Origin of the sequence: uncultured Paracoccus sp. (assembly GCF_947496875.1) — a bacterium.
GTDB lineage: Bacteria > Pseudomonadota > Alphaproteobacteria > Rhodobacterales > Rhodobacteraceae > Paracoccus.
The window spans coordinates 134706-156300 of the sequence record NZ_CANMEH010000006.1 but is presented as its reverse complement, the minus strand read 5'-3'; the positions used below and the strand labels follow the sequence as shown (position 1 = coordinate 156300).

Below are 21595 nucleotides of genomic sequence, written 5' to 3'. Positions count from 1 at the left end.
GGCGGCCGCTGTTCCTTCTCCGCATCCCTGACAGTCACGCGCGCCCGTAGATGGCGTCCAGAACCCGCGCGACCGTCACCAGCCGATCGGATCGGGGATCATGGCCCGCCCCCTGCGCCAGGCGTGCCAGCCAGTCCACCGCCGCACGGCCGCCCCACTCGTCGGGCAGGGACGACAGCGGTTCTTCCTGCGTGTGGTGATGACGGGCGGCAATCAGGTCGTAGAACGATCCGTCGACATTGCGCAGGCTGGCACCGCCCTCGGCGCCGAAGAACTCGGCCCCGATGACCGCCGGCCGGCCGGCCTGTAGGCCCCAGGAACAGCCCAGCCGCACGACGGTGCCGCCGGCCAGGTCGAGGGTCGCGACGGCATAATCCTCGACCTGCCGGTCGGGATCGGCCAGGGGGGCGCCCTTGGCGAACAGCCGGCTCTGCACGCCGGTGACCTCTGGCCAGTCCAGGGCCCACAGGGCCATGTCGACCATGTGCACGCCCAGATCGGCGACGCAGCCGCCCCCAGACAGCGCCGGGTCGTAGAACCACGGCTTGTCCGGCCCCCAGGCATTGTGAAACAGCAGATCGACGCCGAAGACGTGCCCCAGCGCCCCCTGCGCCAGCAGGTCGCGAATGGCCGTCATCCCGGCCGTGTGGCGATAGGACAGATCGACCCCCAGCAGGCGATCGGCGCAGGCCGCCGCCTCCACCACGGCCGCGACCTCGGCGGCACTCCGGCCCAGCGGCTTCTGGCAGAACACCGCCTTGCCGGCGCTCAGCGCGGCCGTCGACTGCGCGGCATGGGCGGCGCTGGGGGTGGCGATCACCACCCCGTCGACACCCGCGTCCAGCAGCGCGTCCAGACCGTCGACCCGCCGCGCGGCGGGGGCAAGCTGCAGCGCCTCGGCCGCCGCGGCATCATCCGGCTCGGCCACCGCAACGATGTCGGCCAGGTCCGTGCCGGCCATCGCGGCCATCCGGTGCCGCCCGATCCATCCCGTACCCAGGAACCCCAGGCGGGGCCTTAACGGGCGCGTCACAGCGCGATCCAAGCCTTGACGAAGCCGCCCGGCTTGTCGCGGGTCGCGGCCAGCGCGTCGCCCAGCCGGTCCAGCGGATAGCTTCCGGTCAGCAGCGGCGCGAGGTCCAGTTTTCCGGTGGCGATCGCATCCACCGCCGCGCGAAGACCCGCCATCCGGACCTGCAGATCGCGTTCATGGGCACTGACGATGTCGATCCCCTTCCAGTTCCACATCTGCATGTTGACTTGGCGCGGGCCGTCCTGGTGATAGCCGGCGATGACCAGCCGGCCGCCCTCGGCGACCAGCTCGCCGGCCAGGTCCAGCGGCCACTGCCGGCCCACGCACTCGATTACCCGTTCGGCCATCCGGCCCCCGGTGAGCGCACTGACCGTCTCGATGATGCGCGCGTGGTCATCCATGACGATGACCTCGGCCGCGCCCAGCGATCGGGCGAGGTCAAGCGAGCTGCGCCGCCGAGAGATCGCCACCACACGCGCGCCGGCGTCGCTGGCCAGCCGGGTCAGGATCGCCCCCAGAAAGCCGATGCCGATGATCGCGACGGTCTGGCCCGGGTGGATATCGGAACGGGCGAAGATGTTCATCGCGCAGGCCACCGGCTCGCCCGGCACCGGCTGGCCGGCCAGCGCCTCCGGCAGCGGGACGACCTGATCGGCCGGGGCGAGATCATATTCGGCGTAGGACCGCTCGGTCAGCGCGGTGACCCGGTCGCCCACGGACAGCCCGGTCACGCGATCCCCCACCGCAGCGATTCGCCCCCAGGCCTCGTGCCCCATCCCCCCCGGGGCGCCCGGCCAGGTGGACCAGGGCTGGCCCTGCCACGGCTCCACGTTCGAGGCGCAGATTCCGCAGCCTTCCAGGCGGATCAGCACCTCGCCCGGACCGGGCTGCGGCACCGGCACCGTCGTCATCTCGATCTGCTCCGGGCCGCGCAGCACCGCGGCCTGCATGGTCTGGCTCATGATCATGTTCCCCTGGCTGGACCGGTCACGATCCGGTCACGGCATCCGCCGGTTCCAGCAGCGCCCCGGACGCCGCGGGCGCCTTGGCGATGAACGCCTCGACCGCGTCGTGGGCTGCATCGTCGGTCATCTGCCGCGGCGGGTGCTTGCAGAAATAGGCCGAGGGCGCCAGCACCGGCCCGGCAAGGCCCCGATCCCGGGCGATTGCGGCGCAACGGATCATGTCGATGGCCACGCCGGCGGAATTCGGGCTGTCCTCGACCGACAGGCGCAGTTCGAGGTTCATCGGAACCCCGCCGAACAGTTCGCCCTCCATCCGCAGGAAGCAGACCTTGTTGTCGTTCTGCCAAGCGACATAGTCGGACGGGCCGATATGGATGTTCTCGTCGGCCAGGCGCTCGGCCGCGACCGACTGGACCGCCTCGGTCTTGGAGATCTTCTTGCTTTCCAGCCGGCGCCGGTTGGCCATGTTCAGGAAATCCGTGTTGCCGCCGGTGTTCAGCTGATAGGTGCGGCACAGCTTGACGCCGCGCTTGTGGAACAGGTCGGTCAGGACGCGGTGAACGATGGTCGCGCCCATCTGGGCCTTGATGTCGTCGCCGATGATCGGCACGCCCGCCTTGCTGAACCGCTTGGCCCAGACCGGGTCCGACGCGATGAACACCGGGATGTTGTTCACGAAGGCGACGCCGGCCTCCAGCGCGCATTCGGCGTAGAACTCGGTCGCTTTCTGGCTGCCGACCGGCAGGTAGTTCACCAGCACGTCCACCCGCGCCTCGCGCAGCGCCGCGACCACGTCGGCGCGCGTCGGCTCGGCGGCGTCCGAGGTGACAAAGGTCCGCTCGGCCGGCTGGTCGGCCATGTGGTCGGCGACCCCGTCCAGCACCCGGCCCATCCGCACGACGGCGCCGGTGTCCGGCACGTCGGGCGCAAAGACGGTGGTGCAGTTCGGCGGGGCGAAGATCGCCCGGGCCACATCGCTGCCCACCTTGCGGGCGTCGATGTCCCAGGCGGCCACGATCCGGATGTCGTCGGGGCGATAGCCGCCGAGCGTGTGGTGCATCAGCCCGGCGGCGTCGTTGCGGCCGCTGTAATGCGCCAGCCCCTGCACCAGCGAACTGGCGCAGTTGCCCACCCCGATGATGGCGACGTTGATGGTGGAACGCTGGTCGGTCATCGAATGGCCTTCAGGTCAGGTCAGGGCGGGCTGGGGCGCGGATGGGGCGGGAGACGATCCGGCCGCCGCATAGCGGTCGATCATCGCGGCGCAGAAATCGGCGAATTGCTGCGGATCGTGGGGCGGGCTGGTGTGATGCGCCCCCGGGCCCAGATGTTCGGGGGTAAAGCAGAAAGTGACGGTGGTGTCGAAATCGGCCAGCGCCTCCATCTGCCGGTCGAACCAGCCCAGCGCATCGGGGCGAAAGCTGTCGGCCCAGGAGAGCCCGGTGCGCAGGTGGCGCACGCCAAGCCGCTTCATCCAAGCCACGGCATCGTCCAGCCGCGGGTCCTGATAGTGGAACCACTGCATCAGCCCCATCCGGTCCGCATGCGGGGCATAGGCGTCCAGACCCGGTTTCGGGGTGCCGTCGGCGCGGATCAGGCCCATGTAGAAATGCCGGTAATAGGACGACCCCTCGGCCTCGCGGTGGCGCGTGGTGGCGCCCCATTCCTGCGGCAGATCGAACAGCGAATACCAGAAGATCCGCGGCGCCCGCCCGATCAGCAGCGCCGCCGTCCGTTCGACGCCGAACACCTGCACCTCTTCGGCGCCAAAGCTGCCGACGCCGACCTCCGTCACCCAGACGGGCTTGTCGGTGACCGCCGCGATCTCGTCCAGCTTGGCCGGCCAGTCGTGGATCGGCCACAGGTTCCAGTCCAGCGGAAAGCCGTGCACGGCGACCGCGTCGACATGGTCCAGCGCGCCATGCGCCTCCATCCGCTGCACCCACAGCGGATCGATGGGCGACATGCCGCCCAGAACCCGGGTGATCGCCGGATTGACCCGCCGGATCGCCTGCCCCGCAAGGGTCACGCATTCGCCATAGCGGGACCAGTCGGGGTCCAGCTCGGGGTCCCAGTGCGACTTGTTGTTCGGTTCGTTCCAGATCATCGCGGCTTCGATCATCGGGCTGCGTCTCCTTCCGGCGCCCGGGCGGGATAGACCGTCACCGGGCCGTGTTGCGCATAGGGCACGGGGCCGATGCGGCACAGATACACCTCGTCGCGCGGTCCGTCCTCGATCACGAAGCCCGAGGCGCGCAGCAGCGCCTCGACCCCGGCGCGATTGGGCACCCACCAGTTCGTCCAGTCACTGGCCCAGGCCCGCTCGACGAATGCAATGCGGGGATAGGACGGGTCCTGGAAATGCGCGTCGTCGGCAAAGTCGTAGTCGGGGGCCACCTCGGCCACGCTGTCCGGGCCGCGGGTCAGCGTCTGGAACAGCATCAGGTCGGCGGCCACATGTTCACGGATCAGGTCCAGCGCCAGCAGCGGATGGCGCAGGTGGTAGAGGACGCCCATGAAGATCACCAGATCGAAGCGTTCGCCCAGTGCCGCGACGTCATAGATCGACAGGTTGCGGAACTCGATCCCGGTCACGCCCAGCGTGTCCGCGGCAAAGCGCGCCTGGGCCAGATAGCGGTCGTCACTGTCGATGCCGACCACCCGCGCCGCCCCGCGCCGCTTCATTTCCAGGCTGTAGAACCCGGCGTTGCAACCGATGTCCAGCACGCTGCGGCCGGTCAGGTCGGCGGGCAGCAGGTCGGCGAAGCGGCGGAACTTGTCGGTGGGATAGTCGCCCAGGAAATGGTCCGGGGCGGTCCGCACCCCGTTCAGGTCCAGATTGTGGAACCACGGGCCAAGCCGCGCGACGTCCTGCTGCACTTCTGTGTCTGCCATCATGGGTCCGTCAGTTTCGGGCGTTAACGCTTAGAACCTGGGCGCCGCCCTGTCCATCGACGTCCAGCCACGACACCCGACCGGGATCGATCGAGAACCGCAGGATGTGATCGAGGCTCAGGCGTAGGTAATGGGCGATCACCCCGCGGATGATGTCGCAATGGCTGACGCACAGCAGCGCGGCGCCGCCGCCCGCCTCTGCCGCGAGGGTGTCAAGGCGCCGCGCCGCGCGCAGCGTCGCCGCCTGCATCGTCTCGCCCCCGGGGCTGGGCGCGGATGCCCGCCGCCGGTTCCATTCCTGCCAGTCGGGATCGCTGTCCAGTGCGGCAAAGCCCTGTCCCGCCCAGCGGCCGAAATCCACCTCGTCCAGCGCGGGATCGACCTGCGGGACCACGCCAAGTGTCTCGCCGAGGATCCCGGCCGTTTCGCGCGTGCGCCGCTGCGGACTGGCGTGGATGGCCCCGATCGCGCCAGCATCCTGACCGCAACCCTTGCTCAGCGCGCGTCCCAGGACTGCGGCCTCGTCCCGACCGGCAGCGTTCAGCGCCACGTCGGTCGCCCGTCCGCTCAGCACCCGGCCCAGCTCGTCATGCGCCCCGTGCCGCACCAGCCCGATCCGTCGGCTCATGCCCGCCTGCGGCCACGGATTGCGCAGCAAAGATCAAGAAGAAGAAGCTGGGGCTGGAACTGCGCGGACATGAGTGGTTAAAACCATACCCGAACTGCTGTGACAACTGCCGACGGCGCAACTATATTTCGAGGGACGATTGGAACAGGTTCTGATTACCGGGGGCGCCGGCTTCATCGGTCGCTTTGTTACGGACGAGCTGCTGCGGCGCGGACACAAGGTCCGGGTGCTGGACGCGCTGATCCCGCAGGTCCATGGCGATGCGACGACGCGGCCCGACAGCCTGAATGCGGAGGCCGAGTTCATCCACGCCGATGTGCGCGACGGCGACGCGGTGGCACGCGCGCTGCAGGGCGTCGACAGCGTCGTCCACCTGGCCGCCGAGGTGGGTGTCGGTCAATCGATGTACGAGGTCGAGCGCTATACCTCGACCAACGACGTGGGCACCGCGGTCCTGTTCGAGAAGCTGATCGACAATCCGGTGCGGCGGGTGGTCACCGCATCCTCGATGTCGATCTATGGCGAGGGGCTGTACAAGGACGCCGACGGCAACCTGGTCGAGGATGCCGAGCGGGTCGGCATTCGCGACGGGCTCAAGAACTGGGACCCCACCGACGCACAGGGCCGTCCCCTCACGCCGGTCGCGACCCCCGAATGGAAGCGCCCGAACCTGGCCTCGATCTATGCGCTCAACAAGTTCGTGCAGGAGCGCACCACGCACATTATGTCTGCGCCCTACGGGATCGAAGGCGTCTGCCTGCGGTTGTTCAACGTGTTCGGACCCGGACAGGCGCTGTCCAACCCGTATACCGGGGTGCTGGCGATCTTTGCCTCGCGCTATCTGAACGGCCAGGCCCCCATGATCTTCGAGGATGGCGGGCAGCGCCGCGATTTCGTCCACGTGTCGGACGTGGCGCGGGCCTTCGCCGAGGCGCTGTCGCTGCCGCAGGCAGCCGGCGGCACGTTCAACATCGGGTCGGGTCATGACCGGTCGGTGACCGAAGTCGCGCGCGAACTGGGGCGGGCCATGGGGCGCAACGACCTGGACCCGCAGATCGTGGGCAAGGCCCGGATCGGCGACATCCGGCACTGCTTCTGCGACACCGCGCTGGCTGCCGACCGGCTGGGCTTTGCCGCGCAGACGGATTTCCGCGCTGGGCTTGCCGAACTGGCCGACTGGGTGGCCAGTCAGACGGCGGTCGACCGCGTCGAACAGGCGCGGGCCGAGCTGGACAAGCGGGGTCTGGTGGCGTGAGCGGGACCGGGCAAGCGTCAGGGGACCGCACCGACCCGGCGGCCGATCCGCGACCGGTGCTGGTCACCGGGGGCGCCGGGTTCATCGGATCGAACCTGGCCGACCGGCTGGCGAGGGACGGGCACCAGGTCATCGTCTATGATGCGATGAGCCGGGCCGGCGTTGAACGCAACCTGGCATGGCTGCAGACCCGCCACGGCGACCTGATCCGGCACCTGCACGCCGACATCCGCGATGCCGACCGGCTGGCCGACGCGGCGTCGGGTGCCAAGGTGGTGTTCCACCTGGCCGCGCAGGTGGCCGTGACCACCAGCCTCGTGGACCCGGTGGCCGACCTGGCCGTGAACCTGATCGGGACCGTCAACCTGCTGGAGGCGCTGCGCACCGGCGACGGACGCACGCCGCTGATCCTTGCCTCGACCAACAAGGTCTATGGGGATCTGGCCGATCTGGACTTCGCCCTTGAAGGCGACGCCTATCGCCCAACCGATCCCCGGGTGCGCGCGCATGGCATCGGGGAAAGCCGTCCGCTGGATTTCCACACGCCCTATGGCTGTTCCAAGGGGGCCGCCGACCAGTACGTGCTGGACTATGCCCGCAGCTACGACATCCCCACCGCCGTGCTGCGGATGAGCTGCATCTATGGCCAGCGCCAGATGGGCACCGAGGATCAGGGCTGGGTCGCGCATTTCCTGATCCGGGCGCTGAAGGGTCAGCCGATCACCCTGTTCGGCGACGGCTGTCAGGTTAGGGACATCCTGGACGTCTCGAACGCTGTCGAGACCTATCTTGCCGCCTGGCGGCACATCGACAGCGTTTCGGGGCGCGCGTTCAACCTGGGCGGCGGGCCGCAGAACGCCGTCAGCCTGCGGCAGTTGCTGGATTTCGTCGGCCAGATCATCGGCCGACCCGTGGATATCGGGTTTGCCGACTGGCGGGCCGGCGACCAGCGCTATTTCGTGGCCGACACCCGGGCGGCCGACGCGGCGCTGGGGCTTGGGCCCAAGGTTCCCTGGCAGGACGGCGTGGCGCGTCTGGCGCAATGGCTCGCGGCCGAGGGCGGGATCGCCCTGCCGGTCGACCGCAGGCCCCGGCTGGCCCAGTCGGCGTGACGCGGGTGCTGATGACCTCGGACGCGGTGGGCGGAGTCTGGCAGTATGCGCTGGAACTCGCCGGCGCGCTCGACGGTGTTCAGGTCACGCTGGCGCTGCTGGGGCCCTCGCCCGACGCGGACCAGCGCGCGGCGGCCGCTCGGGTGCCGGGGCTGCGGCTGGTCGAAACCGGGCTGCCGCTGGACTGGCTGGCCGAGGGTCCCGGCCCGGTGCTGGATGCTGGCCGCGCCGTCGCCCGCCTGGCCGCCGACATCGGCGCCGAGGTGGTGCATCTGAACACCCCCGCCCTGGCCGCGGGCGGCGGGTTTGCCACCCCCGTGGTGGCGATGAACCACGGCTGCCTGGGCACATGGTGGGACGCCGCCGGCAAGGGGCCCGTCGATCCGGCGCTGGGCTGGTTGCCGGAGCTGGTCGGGCGCGGCCTGCGCGTCGCCGATCGCGTCGTCGCACCCACCCGCGCCTATGCCGACGAGATCGCCCGCCGCTATGCCCTGCCCGTCCGCCCGGTTGCCGTGCACAACGGCCGGACGCCCCTGCCGCTGCCGCAGCCGCGGGACGCGGTGCCGCTTGCGGGTGCGCTGACGGCCGGCCGCCTGTGGGACGAGGTCAAGAACACGTCCGTGCTGGACCAGGTGGCCGCGCGAATCGACGCGCCCTTCGTGGCGATCGGGGCAACCCGGGCCCCGCATGGTGCGGTCGTCAGGGCCGAACACTTGCGGCTGACCGGTCCGCTGCCGGCCGCCGATCTCGCCGGCTGGCTGGCGCGGCGCCCCGTCTTCGTCAGCGCCGCCCGGTTCGAACCGTTCGGCCTGGCCGTGCTGGAAGCGGCGCAGGCGGGCTGCCCGCTGGTGCTGTCGGACATCGCCACCTTCCGGGAACTGTGGGACGGTGCCGCGCTGTTTGGGAACCCGGACGATCCGGACGCATTTGCCGCGGCCATCACCGGGCTGCTGGCCGATTCCGCAGCGCGCGAAGCCCGGGGTCAGGCCGCGCGCGCTCGGGCTGCCCGCTACACGCCTGCCGCGATGGCCGCCGCGATGACGGCGATCTACGCCGATGCGCGCGCCGCCGGCACCCGCGCGGCATGACGGGAACCCCATGAAGATCACCTATTTCACCCACTCGCTGCAGTCCTGCTGGAACCACGGGAACGCGCATTTCCTGCGCGGCGTCCTGCGGGAACTGGCGGCGCTGGGTCATGACGTCCGTGCGCTGGAACCGAAGGGGTCGTGGAGCCTGGAGAACCTGCTGCGGGATCACGGCGAGGCCGGGCTGACGGCGTTTCGGACGCATTACCCGGAACTGACGGTCGACGTCTACGAACCCGACGCCGACCCCGTGGAACTGGCCGGGGACGCGAATCTGGTCATCGTGCACGAATGGAACGACCCCGGCTTGGCCGCCCGGCTGGGCGCGGCGCGCGGTGCAGGCGCGACCTTCAGGCTGCTGTTCCATGACACCCACCACCGTGCCGTCAGCGACCCGGATGCGATCCGCGCCTTCGACCTGTCCGGCTTCGACGGCGTGCTGGCCTTTGGCGAGACGCTGGCCCGCGTCTATCGCCGCTGGGGCTGGGGGGACCGCGTGTGGGTCTGGCACGAGGCCGCCGACACGCGGCTGTTCCGGCCCCCGGCCGACGATCCCCGGCGCGACGGGCTGGTCTGGATCGGCAACTGGGGGGACGGCGAACGGACTGTCGAGCTGGAGGAGTTCCTGTTCCGCCCGGTCCGCGATGCCGGCCTGCCGCTGGACATCCACGGGGTCCGCTATCCCACCGAGGCGCTGGCCACGCTGCAGCGCTACGGCGTGCGCTATCACGGCTGGGCGCCGAATGCCGCTGCGCCCGAAATCTTCGCCCGGCATCTCGCCACCGTGCATGTCCCGCGGCGGTTCTACAAGACGCTGCTGCCCGGCATTCCCACCATCCGGGTGTTCGAGGCGCTGGCCTGCGGCATCCCGCTGGTGTCGGCCCCCTGGCAGGACAGCGAGGGCCTGTTCCGGCCCGGGCAGGATTTCCTGTTCGCCGCCGACGGCGAGCAGATGACGGCCCATCTGCGCGCCGTTGCTGCCGATCCGGATCTGCGGGCAGCCCTGGTCGCCAGCGGCCTGGATACGGTCCGCACCCGTCACACCTGCGCGCATCGCGCCAGGGAACTCCTGCAGGTCGCGGCAACGCTGGGGCTGCAGGATACCAAGGAGTCGGCGGCATGAAGATCGCATTCTACGGGTCCAGTCTGGTGTCGTCCTACTGGAACGGCGCGGCCACCTATTACCGCGGCATCCTGGGCGAACTGGCCCGGCGCGGCCATGACATCACCTTCTACGAACCCGACGCCTTCGACCGGCAGAAGCATCGCGACATCGACCCGCCCGACTGGTGCCGATCGGTCGTCTATCCGGCGACCGAGGCGGCGATGCGGGGCGTGCTGGCCGAGGCGGCGGACGCGGACATCGTGGTCAAGGCAAACGGCGTCGGGATCTTCGACCGCGAGCTGCTGGAAGGCGCCATCGCCGGCGCCCGTCCCGATGCGCTCAAGGTCTTCTGGGACGTGGACGCCGCGGCCACGCTGGACGAGATGCGCAGCGCGCCCGATCATCCGGTCCGTCAGGCCCTGCCGGACCTGGACATGGTGCTGACCTACGGGGGCGGCCCGCCGGTGGTCGAGGCCTACACGGCATTCGGCGCCCGCCACTGCGAGCCGGTCTACAACGCGCTGGACGCCAGCACCCACCATCCGGTTCCGCCGGATCCCCGCTTTGCCGCCGATCTGGCGTTCCTGGGCAATCGCCTGCCCGATCGCGAGGCGCGGGTCGAAGAGTTCTTCCTGAGGCCCGCGGCGCTGCTGGCGGACCGGCAGTTCCTGATCGGCGGCAATGGCTGGGAAACGAAGCAGATGCCCGGCAACGTCCGGCATCTGGGGCATGTCTACACCGCCGAACACAACGCCTTCAACAGCACGCCCTTGGCGGTTCTGAACGTCGCACGGGACAGCATGGCCCATGTCGGCTTTTCGCCCGCGACCCGCGTGTTCGAGGCCGCCGGGGCCGCCGCCTGCCTGATCACCGACGCGTGGGAGGGGATCGAGCTGTTCCTGACCCCTGGCGAGGAGGTCTTGGTCGCGCGCGACGGGCAGGACGTGGCCGACCACCTCGGGGCGCTGACGCCGGAGCGCGCGCAGGCGATCGGCCAGGCCGCGCTGGCGCGGGTCAAGACGGAACATACCTATGCCCTGCGCGGCGCGCAGGTCGATGCGCTGTTCAGGGCCCAGTCGCGCGGGGTGCAGGCATGAAGCTGGTGGTGCTTGGTCTCAGCCTGTCCTCGTCCTGGGGGAACGGCCATGCGACGACGTTTCGGGCGCTGCTCAAGTCCTTCGCGCGCCGCGGCCACGGGGTGCTGTTTCTCGAACGTGACGTGCCCTGGTACGCCAGCCAGCGCGATCTGGTCGATCCCGACTGGTGCCGGCTGGCCTTCTATGCGGACCTGGCGGATCTGGAGCGCTGGCGCCCGCAGATCGCGGCCGCCGACGCGGTCATGATCGGCTCCTACGTGCCCGACGGCGTCGAGGTCGCCCGCCGCGTGCAAGGCTGGGCCCGCGGCGCCACCGCGTTCTACGACATCGACACCCCGGTGACGCTGGCCAAGCTGGAGCGCGGCGATTTCGCGTATCTGTCGCCGGACGTGATCCCGCATTTCGACCTTTACCTGTCATTCACCGGCGGCCCGACGCTGCGCCAGATCGAGGCGCGCTTTGGCGCGGTTGCGGCACGGGCGCTGTACTGTTCGGTCGATCTGGACCTGTACGGTCCACGCGACGTGCCGCTGCGCTGGGATCTGTCCTATCTGGGCACCTACAGCGACGACCGCCAGCAGACGCTGGACCGGCTGCTGCTGGAACCGGCGCGGCGCAGACCCGACCTGCGCTTCGTCGTGGCCGGCCCGCAATACCCGGCCAGCATCGGCTGGCCCGCGAATGTCGAGCGGATCGACCATTGCCCGCCCGCCGATCACGCAGCGTTCTATTCCGCCAGCCGCTTCACCCTGAACGTTACCCGTGCCGACATGATCCGCGCCGGCTGGTCGCCGTCGGTCCGGCTGTTCGAGGCGGCCGCCTGCGCCACCCCGATCATCTCCGACCGCTGGGACGGGATCGACACGCTGTTCGCGCCGGGGCGAGAGATCGTTCTGGCCGATACCGCCGATGATGTCCTTGCGGCACTGGATGGCGACGCGGCGCCGATGGGCCGCGCCGCGCGCGCACGGATCGAGGCGGCACATTCCGCCGATCACCGGGCCGCGGAGCTGGAGGCTTACCTGCACGAAGCCGCCGATCGGCCCTCGGTGGGCGCCACGTCAGCACAAGCAAGCGCCCGGCAACTGGCAAGGGGAGACGCGCGATGACCACGTCAAGGCGGATCACCCCGCTGCCGGTACGGCGGGACACGGATCGGCGGGCGCGGGACACCGGCCGCCTGACGGTCGTTGCCGGCGGCGCAGGCTTCATCGGATCGCATCTGTGCCGCGCGCTGCTGGACCGGGGCGATGCGGTCCTGTGCATCGACAACATGCAGACCGCCCGCCCATCCAACCTGCATGCCCTGCAGGGGCATCCCAGGTTCGATTTCCTGCATTGGGATATTGTCAATCCGCTGCCGCCGGACCTGCTGGGCGACGCGCCACGCATCGCCCGCGTCTACAATCTTGCCTGCGCGGCGTCGCCGCCGCTGTATCAGCGCGATCCCGAACACACGATGCTGACCAATGTCGTGGGCACGAACCATCTGCTGCGGCTGGCCGAGGCGGCCGGGGCAAGGTTCCTGCTGACCTCGACCTCCGAGGTCTATGGCGATCCGGAGATCCATCCGCAGGCCGAAGGTTACCGGGGCAGCGTCAGCTGCACGGGCCCCCGCGCCTGCTACGACGAAGGCAAGCGCGCGGCCGAAAGCCTGACCTTCGACTACGCCCGCGCCGGCCGGGCCGAGGTGCGGGTGGCCCGCATCTTCAACACCTACGGACCGAACATGGACCCGGCAGACGGTCGCGTGGTGTCGAACCTGATCTGCCAGGCGCTGCGGGGCGACGAACTGACGATCTATGGCGACGGCAGCCAGACCCGCAGCTTCTGCTACGTCTCGGATCTGGTCGCGGGGCTGATGGCCCTGATGGAGGCGGAATTCGAGGGGATGGAGCCGGTCAACCTGGGCAACCCGGTCGAGATGACGGTGAACGAGCTGCTAGACCAAGTCTTGGCCCTGTCGGGGTCGCGGGCGCGGGTGGTCCATCACCCCCTGCCGGTGGACGATCCGCGCCGGCGCCAGCCGGACATCACCCGCGCCGTGTCGCTGCTGGGCTGGCACCCGGTCGTGTCGCTGCCCGAGGGTCTGGCCGCGACCTATGCCTGGTTCGAGGAGGAGATCGGCGCGGGTGTCACGGAAATGGGGCAAGGCCGGACCTGACGGGCGCGGGGATGCGCCCGCGAATCCGCGCCGTCCCTCAGTCTTGCGCCATCGCCCGCACCATCGGGCGCAGCGCGTCGCCCTTGACCAGCCACGAGGTCGCGAACGCGACCGTCGCCACGCTCTCCAGCCAGAATACCGGTCGCAGCGGCAGCAGCCGCAGCTTGACGGGATCGGGAGCAAACAGGACCACCGCGATTCCCGCCATCGCCGCCAGGATGATCCAGCCGCAGATCCGGTAGATAGTGTTGCTGGCCGTCTTTTCCTCGGTCGTGGCCGGTCCGCGGACGAACAGGACCAGGCAGAATACCGCCAGCGCACCGAAGAACACGGCCGCGCCAAGCCAGTGGATCGTGCTTGCCAGCGAAAACCCGAGCACGCACTGGCTCAGCGTGCAGCCAACTGGCATGTCGGGCATCGTCGGCACCCAGGCAACCGCCAGCGCCCCCAGGGACGCAATGCGGGCCGTGACCAGGTCGCTGATCCATTCGCCCGAGCGGGGCCGATACCCCTCATAGCTCCACAAGAACACGGCAATCGCGCAGACGGTCCCGACGAAGATTTCGCGCATCGGCGAATAGTAGGACGCCGACATGCTGGCCGGGATGCCATCGGCGAACACGATCCCGAAGCCGAGCAGCGCGGCCGGCAGGAAATAGCCCAGCAATCCGATCGCCTGTCGCACCCGGAGGAACGACAGCACAAGATCGTTCTCGGCCCGCTCGTGCGAGCCTGCCGGTTCTCCATCCGTTATCGCCATGCGCCGCCCCCTGCGCCCGTCACGACCGTTAACCTAGCACGGTTCACGTCGAAGGCGAGCGGTTCGTCACCGCATCCAACCACCGGGACGCCACTGGTGCGGTCCGAAGATCACAGGACCCGGTGACGTCGGCGTCCGTCGGCGATCGCACGTCAGCCGTTTCGGGGGTCAGTCGTCCCGCCCGGAGAGATCGCGCGTGTAGACCTTGTCCGCCACGTCCGACAGATCGGAACTGAGGCGGTTGGAGACGATCACATCGGCCTCGCGCTTGAAGGCGTCGAGGTCGTTGACGACGCGAGAGCGGAAGAAGTCCGGCTTCTCGAGCGCCGGTTCGTACACGATGCACTCGATCCCCTTGGCCTTGATCCGCTTCATCACGCCCTGGATCGAACTGTGCCGGAAATTGTCGGACCCGGCCTTCATCGCCAGGCGATAGATCCCGACCACACGGGGCTGGCGGGCGATGATCTGTTCGGCAACGAAATCCTTGCGGGTCCGGTTACTGTCGACGATCGCCGCCATCAGGTTCTGCGGCACCTTGTCATAGTTGGCCAGCATCTGCTTGGTGTCCTTGGGCAGGCAGTATCCGCCATAGCCGAAGCTGGGGTTGTTGTAGTGGCGACCGATGCGCGGATCGCCCGACACCCCGTCGATGATTTCCCGGGTGACCAGCCCGCGAGCCTCGGCATAGCTGTCCAGTTCGTTGAAGAAAGCGACCCGCATGGCGAGATAGGTGTTGGCGAACAGCTTGATCGCTTCGGCCTCGGTCGGCCCGGTCAGCAGCACGGGCGCATCCTTGCGGGTGGCACCCTGCAACAGCAGGTCCGCCACCTGCCGGCCGCGGGGGCCCCGGTCGCCCACCACGACGCGCGATGGCGCCAGGCTGTCGGCCAGCGCCTGCCCCTCGCGCAGGAATTCGGGCGCGAACAGGATCAGGTCCGAACCGGTCTCGGCGCGCATCCGCTCCACGAATCCGACCGGGATGGTCGACCGGATCAGGATCAGCGCCTGCGGGTTCACCTGCTGGACCTGCCGGATTACCGCCTCCACCGACGAGGTGTTGAAGCGGTTGCTGACCGGGTCATAGTCGGTGGGCGTGGCGATCAGCACCAGCCCGGCATCGGCATAGGCGGACGGGCCGTCCGTGGTGGCCCGCAGGTCCAGATCCCGGGTCGCCAGATACTCGGTCGCCAGCGCGTCCTCGATCGGGCTTTCCCGGCGCCCCATCGCCGCAACGCGGTCGGGGTTCAGATCGACCGCGGTGACCTGATGGTTCTGCGCCAAAAGGACGACATTGGCGGTACCGACATATCCAAGCCCGGCCACTGCAATCTTCATCACGTCAATCCTGTTTTTCTGAATACGGCAGAGCAGCAGCATGTTCGGGCGCTTGCGTCAACGCAAAGCCCGGTCAAGTTGCATCGATCAGGATCAACCTGCCTGCACGGGATGGTGCTTTTCCTCGACCAGCGCCGACCCCAGCAGGATATTGATCCGCCGCTTGATGGCGGCGCGTTCGTCGTTGGTCTGATAGACGGCGCGGGCCAGCGCGACGAAGCTGTGGTCGAAACACCCGAGCAGTTCCTTGCGCCTGATGTCGTCCTCGATGTCCCACAGGCTTTCGTTGACCAGCCGCAGCTGCGCCACCAGCGGCGCAAGCCCGGGGGTCCCACGCACCCTTTCTGCAACCTGATCGAGCAGATGCAGTTCGCGCCGGACATTCGCGAGCGCCGTCGGCTCGCGGATGCGGTCGGCCTTGATCTGCAGGATCGTGATCTTGTCCAGCAGTTCGCCCCAGGACACGGGCACCAGCGGCATCGCGGTCTTGCCGCCTCGCGATGGGGTTGCGTTCATCTGGTCGGTGGCAGGCCGGGGCGCAGTCATGGCCTTCTCTGGCCCGTTCCGCGTCGCGACGTCAAGCCGGCGCCCGCGACCGGGGCGCCCCGGCCTGTCGGTCCAGGGCGTTGGTGACGCGGGCGATCACCCCCGGCCAGTCGCCGGGGTGGTCCTGACGGAACACCCGCATCGACGGGTACCAGGAAGTGCGCATTCCCTCGACCGGCCAGCGCCAATCCGGGTCATGCTTGACCAGCAGCCAGGTCGGACGGTTCAGCGACCCCGCCAGATGGGCGACCAGGGTGTCGACGGTGATCACCAGCGCCGCCCCCGAGATGAGCGCGGCGGTCTGCATCATGTCCATGGGACAGCCCTGCGGATTGATCACCGGCAGCTCGGTCGGGGCCGCCACCAGGCTGACCGCCGGCCCGCGCGCCAGCGGCCTCATCAGCGGCTCGGGGATCGACCGATCCGGATCCCAGTCGCCCCCGCGCCAGCACAGCGCGATGCAGCCGGGCGGCAGATGGGCCGGTGGCACCGGCGGCAGGACCGGCGGCGCGGCGTCGGGCGGGATCCGCAGGGCAAAGGCCAGCTCCATGATCTCGAGGTCGCAGTCGAGCGGGGGCACGGGCGCGGCGACGTCGAACGGGACCAGCCGGTCGATCCCCGGATGGTCGCGGAACAACGGCAGCAGCCGCGGCTGCATCTCGACCGTCACCGAGGCAGCACGCTGGCGCAGCAGCGGCAGATAGCGGGCGAACTGCACCGTGTCGCCCAAGCCGTGGTAGCACCGGACCAGCACGTCGCCCCCGTCGAACGGACGGCCGTCCCACACCCAGCGCAGGTGATAGGGCAGATCGTGATCGTCCCGCCGGGCGGGATCGCGACGCGCCTGTTCGGCCGCAGCGATGGACCATGCCGTGGCGTAATCGCCCCGGCGCATCGCGGCGGTCCAGGGATCAACCTTGCTGTCCACGGGTGACGGGCCGCCCAGCGCTGGCGGATCACTACCCCAGGTCCGGCCGGTCGCGCCCGTCATCGAGGAGGGGTCGAACACCGGACGGGCGGTCAGATGGTCCGACCGCCATCCACCTCCAGCACGACGCCGGTGATGAAATCGGCCTCGTCCGAGGCCAGGTACAGCGCCGCGTTGGCGATGTCGCGGGGTTCGGACATGCGCCCCAACGGGATGGTCGCCACGAAACGGGCGCGGTTTTCCGGCGTATCCTCGACGCCCATGAAGTCCTGCAGCAGGGCGGTGTTGCCCATGACCGGGGCGATGCAGTTGACCCTGATGCCGTCCGGCGCCAGTTCGACGGCCAGGCTGCGGGTCATCAGGTTCACCGCGCCCTTGGAGCTGTTGTACCAGGTCAGCCCCGGGCGCGGCCGGATGCCAGCGGTCGAGCCGATGTTGATCATCACCCCGCCCCCGGCCTCGCGCCAGTAGGGCACGCAGGCATGAGTCATGTGAAAGATCGACAGGACGTTGATGTCGTAGATCTTGCGGAACGTCGCCTCGTCGGTGTTCAGCAAGGGCTGGTTGCGGTTCGTCCAGCCGGCGTTGTTCACGACGATGTCGAGCCCGCCGAGACCGTCGCGGGTTTCCTGCACGGCACGGTCGATATCCTCGCGCCTGGATACGTCGCAGGTGATGGCGATCGCCGCGTCACCCAGGCTGTCGGCGACCCGCCGCGCGCCATCGCCGTTCAGGTCGACGATCGCCACCCGGGCGCCCTCGCGGACAAAGGCTTCTGCAATTCCCTTGCCGAACCCCGAGGCGGCGCCGGTGACGAGGCTCCGTTTCCCCTGCAAGCGCATTCCGTGTCCTTTCCTTAGCCGTGATTGATCACGATCGTCTTGATCGTGGAAAACTCGTACAGCGCCTCGAACCCCTTCTCGCGGCCGTGGCCGGATTTGCGGATCCCGCCAAAGGGCAGTTCGACCCCGCCCCCTGCGCCATAGCCGTTCACGAACACCTGCCCGCAGCGCATCGCCTTGGCGACCCGGTGCTGGCGGCCACCGTCGCGGGTCCAGATCCCGGCGACGAGGCCGTACTCGGTGCCGTTGGCGATCCGGATCGCCTCGGCCTCGGTGTCGAAGGGGATCGCCACAAGAACCGGACCGAACACCTCTTCCTGCGCGATTCGGGCGTCCGGCGCGACCGGACCGAACAGGGCCGGTGCAACATAGTAGCCGCCCTTGGGGGCGTGCTCCGCGACCCGGCCGCGGGCGACCAGCGGCGCGTCGGCATTGTCGATATAGCCTTCGACCCGGCGCTTCTGCCGGGCCGAGATCAGCGGACCCAGGATCGCACCCTCCTCCGACGGAGAGGCCTCGACCGCCTCGAACCGCTCCTTCAGCCGGGCCATCAGGCTGTCGTAGATGCTGCGCTGGACCAGCACCCGCGCGCCCGCCGAACAGGTCTGGCCGCCGTTCTGGATGATGGCATTCGCCAGCACCGGCAGCGCCGCGTCCAGATCGGCGTCCTCGAAGACGATCTGCGGGGACTTGCCGCCCAGTTCCAGCGTGCAGCCGATGAAGTTCCTGGCCGCCTCGATCTGGATCATCTGCCCGACCTCGGGAGAGCCGGTGAAGCTGATGAAGTCGATGCCGCGATGCTGCGACAGCGCCTTGCCGGCCACCTCGCCCCGACCCGCCACGATGTTCAGGGCACCGGGTGGCAGGATCGCGTTCGCGATCTCGCCCAGCCGCAGCACCGACAGGCACGCATCCTCGGCCGGTTTCATCACCGCCGCATTGCCCATCGCCAGAGCCGCGGCCACCGACCGGCCGAACATCTGGGCGGGGTAGTTCCACGGAATGATGTGGCCCGTGACGCCATGCGGTTCGCGCGTCATCTGCACGTTGTAGCCGTTCAGGAACGGGATCACGTCGCCATGCACCTTGTCGGCGCCGCCGCCGTAGAATTCGAAATAGCGGGCGGTGACCGTCATGTCCGCGCGCGACTGGGCGATCGGCTTGCCGTTGTCGCGGGTTTCCAGTTGCGCCAGTTCCTCGGCATTGTCGAGGATCGCCTGCGAAAAGCGCAGCAGCAAGCGGCCCCGCTCGGCGGCGGTCAGGCGCGACCATTCGCCTTCCTCGAAGGCGCTGCGGGCGGCGGCAACGGCGGCGTCGATGTCCTCGGCACCCGAATCCGCGATCCGGGTGAAGACCTCGCCGTCGATGGGCGAGACCACCTCCAGCGTCTTCCCGGAACGCGGCGGTACCCACTGTCCGCCGATCAGGTTCAGGGGATCGGGGATCCGCATGTTCGATGCCATCAGTGCGTCCTTTCAGCTTCCAGCGCCCCCTCGGTGACCTCGCCGCGCTCGATCACCAGGGTGCGGCTGGCAAAGCCGCGCAGCAGCGCAGGGTTCGATTCGGTGATGATCAGGGTGACCGTGCGGTCGGCGTCGCGCAATGCCCGCAAGGCCTCGGCATACCGCGCCGCCAGCGCGGGGGCGAGGCCCTGGAACGGTTCGTCGAGCATCAGCAGCCGCGTCCCCAGCATCAGCGCGCGACCCAGCGCCACCATCTTGCCCTGCCCGCCCGAGACATTGCCGGCAGGCCGGTCGGCCATGTCCCGCAGTTCCGGCAGGATCGTGTAGACCCGGTCGAGGCGCCGCTGCGTCTCTGCCGCGTCGAGGCCGGCCACCTGGGCCGGCAGCAGGATATTTTCCCCGACGGTGAATGCCGAGAACAGCCGCCTGTCCTCAGGCGCATAGCCGATCCCCAGGGCCGGGCGGCGGGGGGGCTCGACGGAGGTGATGTCGCGATCGTCGAACAGCAGGCGTCCGGTGGTGCGGGTGAACCCCATCACCGTGCGCAGCAGCGTGGTCTTGCCGGCGCCGTTCCGCCCGATCAGGGCCACCGTCTCGGCCGCGTCGATGCTGAAATCCAGCCCGCGAAGGATCGTGATCTTGCCGATGGCGGCGTCGAGCCGGTCGAAGCGCAGCATCAGACCACCTCGCCGATCACGTCACGGATGACGTCGGGATGGGCCAGGACCTCGGCCGGCGCGCCGCGCAGGCGGACATCGCCGGCAGCCCAGACGGCGACCTCGTCGGCATAGCGTTCGACGATGGCCATGTCGTGTTCCACGAAGACGCTGGTGACCTGGGCCTCGTGCAGCGCACGGACGAGGATATCCATAACGGCGAATTTCTCGGACGAGGCGACGCCCGAGGTCGGCTCGTCCATCAGCAGCAGCCGCGGCTTCAGCGCCAGGGCGATCGCGATGTCGATCAGCTTGCGCTGCCCTTCCGACAGTTCGTCCACCTGTCGATGGGCGACGTCGGCGCAGTTCACCATCTCGAGCATGTGCATCATTTCGGCCCGTTCTGGGATGCGGTGCAGATCGCGCAGGGGATTGGACAGACGATCCCGGGCCGCCACCGCGATCAGAAGGTTTTCGAGCGCGGTATGCTCGGTGAACAGCTGCGGGATCTGAAAGGCGCGGGCCACCCCGCGCCGGGCGATGTCGCGCGGCGACAGCCGGGTGATGTCCCGGCCCTCCAGCAGAACCTGTCCCCGGGTCGGCTTCAGCCAGCCGGTGCAGATGTTCAGGAAGGTGGTCTTGCCCGCCCCGTTCGGACCGATGATGGCCATGTTCTGGCCGCGATTGACGTGCAGCGAGACGTCATTGGCCGCGACCACCCCGCCAAAGCGGATTTCCAGATTGCGCGCTTCCAGGAGATGCGGGGTGGTCATGTGCGGTCCTCGCCGTCCTGCGCCCTGCCCGGGAAGAAGCGGTGGAACATTCCGACCAGCCCGCCCGGGGCGAACAGGATGATGATCAACAGGAAGCCGCCCAGCAGCATCTGCCAGATGTCGCCCGCGAAGGCCGAGGCGTAGATGCGCACCATCTCGTAGACGATGGCACCCAGCAGGGCCCCGGCCACGGACCCTGCCCCGCCCAGGACGGCGATGAACACCATCTCGCCAGAGCGGACCCACCAGGCGAAGTCCGGCGTGACCACGCCCTGGCTCAGCCCCATCAGCACGCCGCCGACGCCGCACAGCACCGCCGACAGAACATAGCCCGACAGCATCACGTGCCGCGGCGACATGCCCAGATACTGCAGCCGGGTCTCGTTGGTCTTGATGGTGCGGAACAGGTGGCCGCGCGGCGAGCCGAGCCAGCGCAGGGTGAACCAGGCGAGCGCCAGGGCAAGTCCGAGGGTGATGTAGAACAGCAGCAGCTCGAAATCGCTTCGCCCGATGTCGGCGCCCAGCACGGGCGGGCGCCGGATGCGCTTGCCATCGGCGCCGCCGGTCAGGTGATAGAACTTTTCCAGGAACGACCAGAAGATCATCGAGAAAGCGAGATTGAGCATCGAAAAGAAGATGCCGCGATAGCGGACCACGAACAGGCCCACCAGCAGCCCCGCGACCAGTGCCCCGGCGACGCCGGCCACCAGGACCAGGATGAGGTCCGCACCGGGCCAGGCCGCGATCAGGAAGGCGGCGGCATAGGCGGACACCGCAAAGAACAGCGCGTGCCCGAACGATACCTGCCCGGCCCGCAACAGGACCGTGACCCCCATCACCGCGATGCCCTTTGCCAGCGCCAGCGTGAGCAGTACCTGCAGGTTCGGCATCAGCCAGGGCACGGCAGCGATGGCCAGGACCAGCAGAGCGGGCAGGAGTCGTGTCAT

The 21595-nt window shown here is 69.0% G+C and carries 22 protein-coding genes; 7 read left to right on the top strand and 15 right to left on the bottom strand.

All coding sequences use genetic code 11. From position 1 onward, the window contains the following. Window positions 1–34: 34 nt before the first annotated feature. The 6 genes from Q0938_RS09860 to Q0938_RS09835 are packed head-to-tail and all read right to left on the bottom strand — an operon-like array spanning window position 35 to window position 5521. Window positions 35–1045, bottom strand: coding sequence for a Gfo/Idh/MocA family oxidoreductase (locus tag Q0938_RS09860; protein ID WP_299361556.1), 1011 nt, complete (start codon window positions 1043–1045; stop codon window positions 35–37). Then, complete coding sequence (locus tag Q0938_RS09855; protein WP_299361554.1) at window positions 1030–1995, bottom strand: zinc-binding dehydrogenase; 966 nt, start codon at window positions 1993–1995, stop codon at window positions 1030–1032. Before Q0938_RS09855 ends, Q0938_RS09860 begins: the two co-directional genes overlap by 16 nt. A 25-nt stretch (window positions 1996–2020) precedes the next feature. Continuing rightward, a complete protein-coding gene (locus Q0938_RS09850) occupies window positions 2021–3172 on the bottom strand; it encodes an inositol-3-phosphate synthase (RefSeq protein WP_299361552.1) in 1152 nt (383 codons plus the stop codon). 15 nt (window positions 3173–3187) lie between these two features. Beyond that, window positions 3188–4120 (bottom strand): glycosyl hydrolase, encoded by a 933-nt coding sequence (locus Q0938_RS09845; protein WP_299361550.1) that lies wholly within the window; start codon window positions 4118–4120, stop codon window positions 3188–3190. Beyond that, complete coding sequence (locus Q0938_RS09840) at window positions 4117–4893, bottom strand: TIGR04290 family methyltransferase (RefSeq protein WP_299361547.1); 777 nt, start codon at window positions 4891–4893, stop codon at window positions 4117–4119. Before Q0938_RS09840 ends, Q0938_RS09845 begins: the two co-directional genes overlap by 4 nt. A 10-nt stretch (window positions 4894–4903) precedes the next feature. Further along, window positions 4904–5521 (bottom strand): histidine phosphatase family protein, encoded by a 618-nt coding sequence (locus Q0938_RS09835; RefSeq protein WP_299361545.1) that lies wholly within the window; start codon window positions 5519–5521, stop codon window positions 4904–4906. A gap of 139 nt (window positions 5522–5660) precedes the next feature. On the opposite strand from Q0938_RS09835, the gene Q0938_RS09830 reads away from it, so the two are divergent. From Q0938_RS09830 to Q0938_RS09800, 7 genes are read left to right on the top strand one after another with little or no spacing between them, the layout of a single operon-like run. Next, entirely contained in the window at window positions 5661–6776 is a 1116-nt protein-coding gene (locus Q0938_RS09830) for an NAD-dependent epimerase/dehydratase family protein (protein WP_299361542.1), read from the top strand. Further along, entirely contained in the window at window positions 6773–7888 is a 1116-nt protein-coding gene (locus tag Q0938_RS09825) for an SDR family NAD(P)-dependent oxidoreductase (protein ID WP_299361539.1), read from the top strand. The genes Q0938_RS09830 and Q0938_RS09825 overlap by 4 nt, the downstream gene beginning before the upstream one ends. Continuing rightward, a complete protein-coding gene (locus Q0938_RS09820) occupies window positions 7885–8976 on the top strand; it encodes a glycosyltransferase family 4 protein (RefSeq protein WP_299361537.1) in 1092 nt (363 codons plus the stop codon). Before Q0938_RS09825 ends, Q0938_RS09820 begins: the two co-directional genes overlap by 4 nt. Before the next feature lie 10 nt (window positions 8977–8986). Beyond that, window positions 8987–10099 (top strand): glycosyltransferase, encoded by a 1113-nt coding sequence (locus Q0938_RS09815; RefSeq protein ID WP_299361534.1) that lies wholly within the window; start codon window positions 8987–8989, stop codon window positions 10097–10099. Further along, window positions 10096–11178, top strand: coding sequence for a glycosyltransferase (locus Q0938_RS09810; protein ID WP_299361532.1), 1083 nt, complete (start codon window positions 10096–10098; stop codon window positions 11176–11178). Before Q0938_RS09815 ends, Q0938_RS09810 begins: the two co-directional genes overlap by 4 nt. Then, a complete protein-coding gene (locus Q0938_RS09805; protein WP_299361529.1) occupies window positions 11175–12287 on the top strand; it encodes a glycosyltransferase in 1113 nt (370 codons plus the stop codon). The genes Q0938_RS09810 and Q0938_RS09805 overlap by 4 nt, the downstream gene beginning before the upstream one ends. Continuing rightward, on the top strand, window positions 12284–13342 hold the full coding sequence (locus tag Q0938_RS09800; RefSeq protein WP_299361527.1) for a UDP-glucuronic acid decarboxylase family protein: 1059 nt from the start codon (window positions 12284–12286) through the stop codon (window positions 13340–13342). Before Q0938_RS09805 ends, Q0938_RS09800 begins: the two co-directional genes overlap by 4 nt. 37 nt (window positions 13343–13379) lie before the next feature. Here the strand turns inward: Q0938_RS09800 and Q0938_RS09795 are convergent, their stop codons facing one another. The 9 genes from Q0938_RS09795 to Q0938_RS09755 all read right to left on the bottom strand — a co-directional run bounded on the left by Q0938_RS09795 (window position 13380) and on the right by Q0938_RS09755 (window position 21595). Continuing rightward, the gene (locus Q0938_RS09795) at window positions 13380–14102 is read right to left on the bottom strand and encodes a hypothetical protein (RefSeq protein WP_299361524.1); all 723 of its coding nucleotides are present in this window, start codon (window positions 14100–14102) and stop codon (window positions 13380–13382) included. A gap of 168 nt (window positions 14103–14270) precedes the next feature. Beyond that, window positions 14271–15440 carry a nucleotide sugar dehydrogenase gene (locus Q0938_RS09790; protein WP_299361522.1) on the bottom strand — a complete coding sequence of 390 codons (1170 nt, stop codon included), beginning with the start codon at window positions 15438–15440 and terminating at the stop codon, window positions 14271–14273. 93 nt (window positions 15441–15533) lie between these two features. After that, a complete protein-coding gene (locus Q0938_RS09785; protein WP_299361520.1) occupies window positions 15534–15986 on the bottom strand; it encodes a DUF6165 family protein in 453 nt (150 codons plus the stop codon). 31 nt (window positions 15987–16017) lie between these two features. Further along, window positions 16018–16995: a glycosyltransferase family 9 protein gene (locus Q0938_RS09780; RefSeq protein WP_299361517.1), complete on the bottom strand. Its 978-nt coding sequence runs from the start codon at window positions 16993–16995 to the stop codon at window positions 16018–16020. Window positions 16996–17006: 11 nt separating this feature from the next. Then, entirely contained in the window at window positions 17007–17756 is a 750-nt protein-coding gene (locus Q0938_RS09775; protein WP_299361515.1) for an SDR family oxidoreductase, read from the bottom strand. 14 nt (window positions 17757–17770) lie between these two features. Further along, window positions 17771–19219 (bottom strand): aldehyde dehydrogenase family protein, encoded by a 1449-nt coding sequence (locus tag Q0938_RS09770; RefSeq protein WP_299361513.1) that lies wholly within the window; start codon window positions 19217–19219, stop codon window positions 17771–17773. Beyond that, complete coding sequence (locus tag Q0938_RS09765) at window positions 19219–19896, bottom strand: ATP-binding cassette domain-containing protein (protein WP_299361511.1); 678 nt, start codon at window positions 19894–19896, stop codon at window positions 19219–19221. The genes Q0938_RS09770 and Q0938_RS09765 overlap by 1 nt, the downstream gene beginning before the upstream one ends. Next, a complete protein-coding gene (locus Q0938_RS09760) occupies window positions 19896–20648 on the bottom strand; it encodes an ABC transporter ATP-binding protein (RefSeq protein WP_299361508.1) in 753 nt (250 codons plus the stop codon). Before Q0938_RS09760 ends, Q0938_RS09765 begins: the two co-directional genes overlap by 1 nt. Continuing rightward, window positions 20645–21595, bottom strand: a complete 951-nt coding sequence (locus Q0938_RS09755; protein WP_299361506.1) for a branched-chain amino acid ABC transporter permease — start codon at window positions 21593–21595, stop codon at window positions 20645–20647. The genes Q0938_RS09760 and Q0938_RS09755 overlap by 4 nt, the downstream gene beginning before the upstream one ends.

What these genes read in the sequence shown, in the direction of transcription:
- Q0938_RS09855 (WP_299361554.1), bottom strand. Translation starts at nt 1,995, where the DNA reads ATGAGCCAGACCATGCAGGCCGCGGTGCTGCGCGGCCCGGAGCAGATC.
- Q0938_RS09850 (WP_299361552.1), bottom strand. Translation starts at nt 3,172, where the DNA reads ATGACCGACCAGCGTTCCACCATCAACGTCGCCATCATCGGGGTGGGC.
- Q0938_RS09845 (WP_299361550.1), bottom strand. Translation starts at nt 4,120, where the DNA reads ATGATCGAAGCCGCGATGATCTGGAACGAACCGAACAACAAGTCGCAC.
- Q0938_RS09840 (WP_299361547.1), bottom strand. Translation starts at nt 4,893, where the DNA reads ATGGCAGACACAGAAGTGCAGCAGGACGTCGCGCGGCTTGGCCCGTGG.
- Q0938_RS09835 (WP_299361545.1), bottom strand. Translation starts at nt 5,521, where the DNA reads ATGAGCCGACGGATCGGGCTGGTGCGGCACGGGGCGCATGACGAGCTG.
- Q0938_RS09815 (WP_299361534.1), top strand. Translation starts at nt 8,987, where the DNA reads ATGAAGATCACCTATTTCACCCACTCGCTGCAGTCCTGCTGGAACCAC.
- Q0938_RS09810 (WP_299361532.1), top strand. Translation starts at nt 10,096, where the DNA reads ATGAAGATCGCATTCTACGGGTCCAGTCTGGTGTCGTCCTACTGGAAC.
- Q0938_RS09805 (WP_299361529.1), top strand. Translation starts at nt 11,175, where the DNA reads ATGAAGCTGGTGGTGCTTGGTCTCAGCCTGTCCTCGTCCTGGGGGAAC.
- Q0938_RS09800 (WP_299361527.1), top strand. Translation starts at nt 12,284, where the DNA reads ATGACCACGTCAAGGCGGATCACCCCGCTGCCGGTACGGCGGGACACG.
- Q0938_RS09795 (WP_299361524.1), bottom strand. Translation starts at nt 14,102, where the DNA reads ATGGCGATAACGGATGGAGAACCGGCAGGCTCGCACGAGCGGGCCGAG.
- Q0938_RS09790 (WP_299361522.1), bottom strand. Translation starts at nt 15,440, where the DNA reads ATGAAGATTGCAGTGGCCGGGCTTGGATATGTCGGTACCGCCAATGTC.
- Q0938_RS09785 (WP_299361520.1), bottom strand. Translation starts at nt 15,986, where the DNA reads ATGACTGCGCCCCGGCCTGCCACCGACCAGATGAACGCAACCCCATCG.
- Q0938_RS09775 (WP_299361515.1), bottom strand. Translation starts at nt 17,756, where the DNA reads ATGCGCTTGCAGGGGAAACGGAGCCTCGTCACCGGCGCCGCCTCGGGG.
- Q0938_RS09770 (WP_299361513.1), bottom strand. Translation starts at nt 19,219, where the DNA reads ATGGCATCGAACATGCGGATCCCCGATCCCCTGAACCTGATCGGCGGA.
- Q0938_RS09765 (WP_299361511.1), bottom strand. Translation starts at nt 19,896, where the DNA reads ATGCTGCGCTTCGACCGGCTCGACGCCGCCATCGGCAAGATCACGATC.
- Q0938_RS09760 (WP_299361508.1), bottom strand. Translation starts at nt 20,648, where the DNA reads ATGACCACCCCGCATCTCCTGGAAGCGCGCAATCTGGAAATCCGCTTT.
- Q0938_RS09755 (WP_299361506.1), bottom strand. Translation starts at nt 21,595, where the DNA reads ATGACACGACTCCTGCCCGCTCTGCTGGTCCTGGCCATCGCTGCCGTG.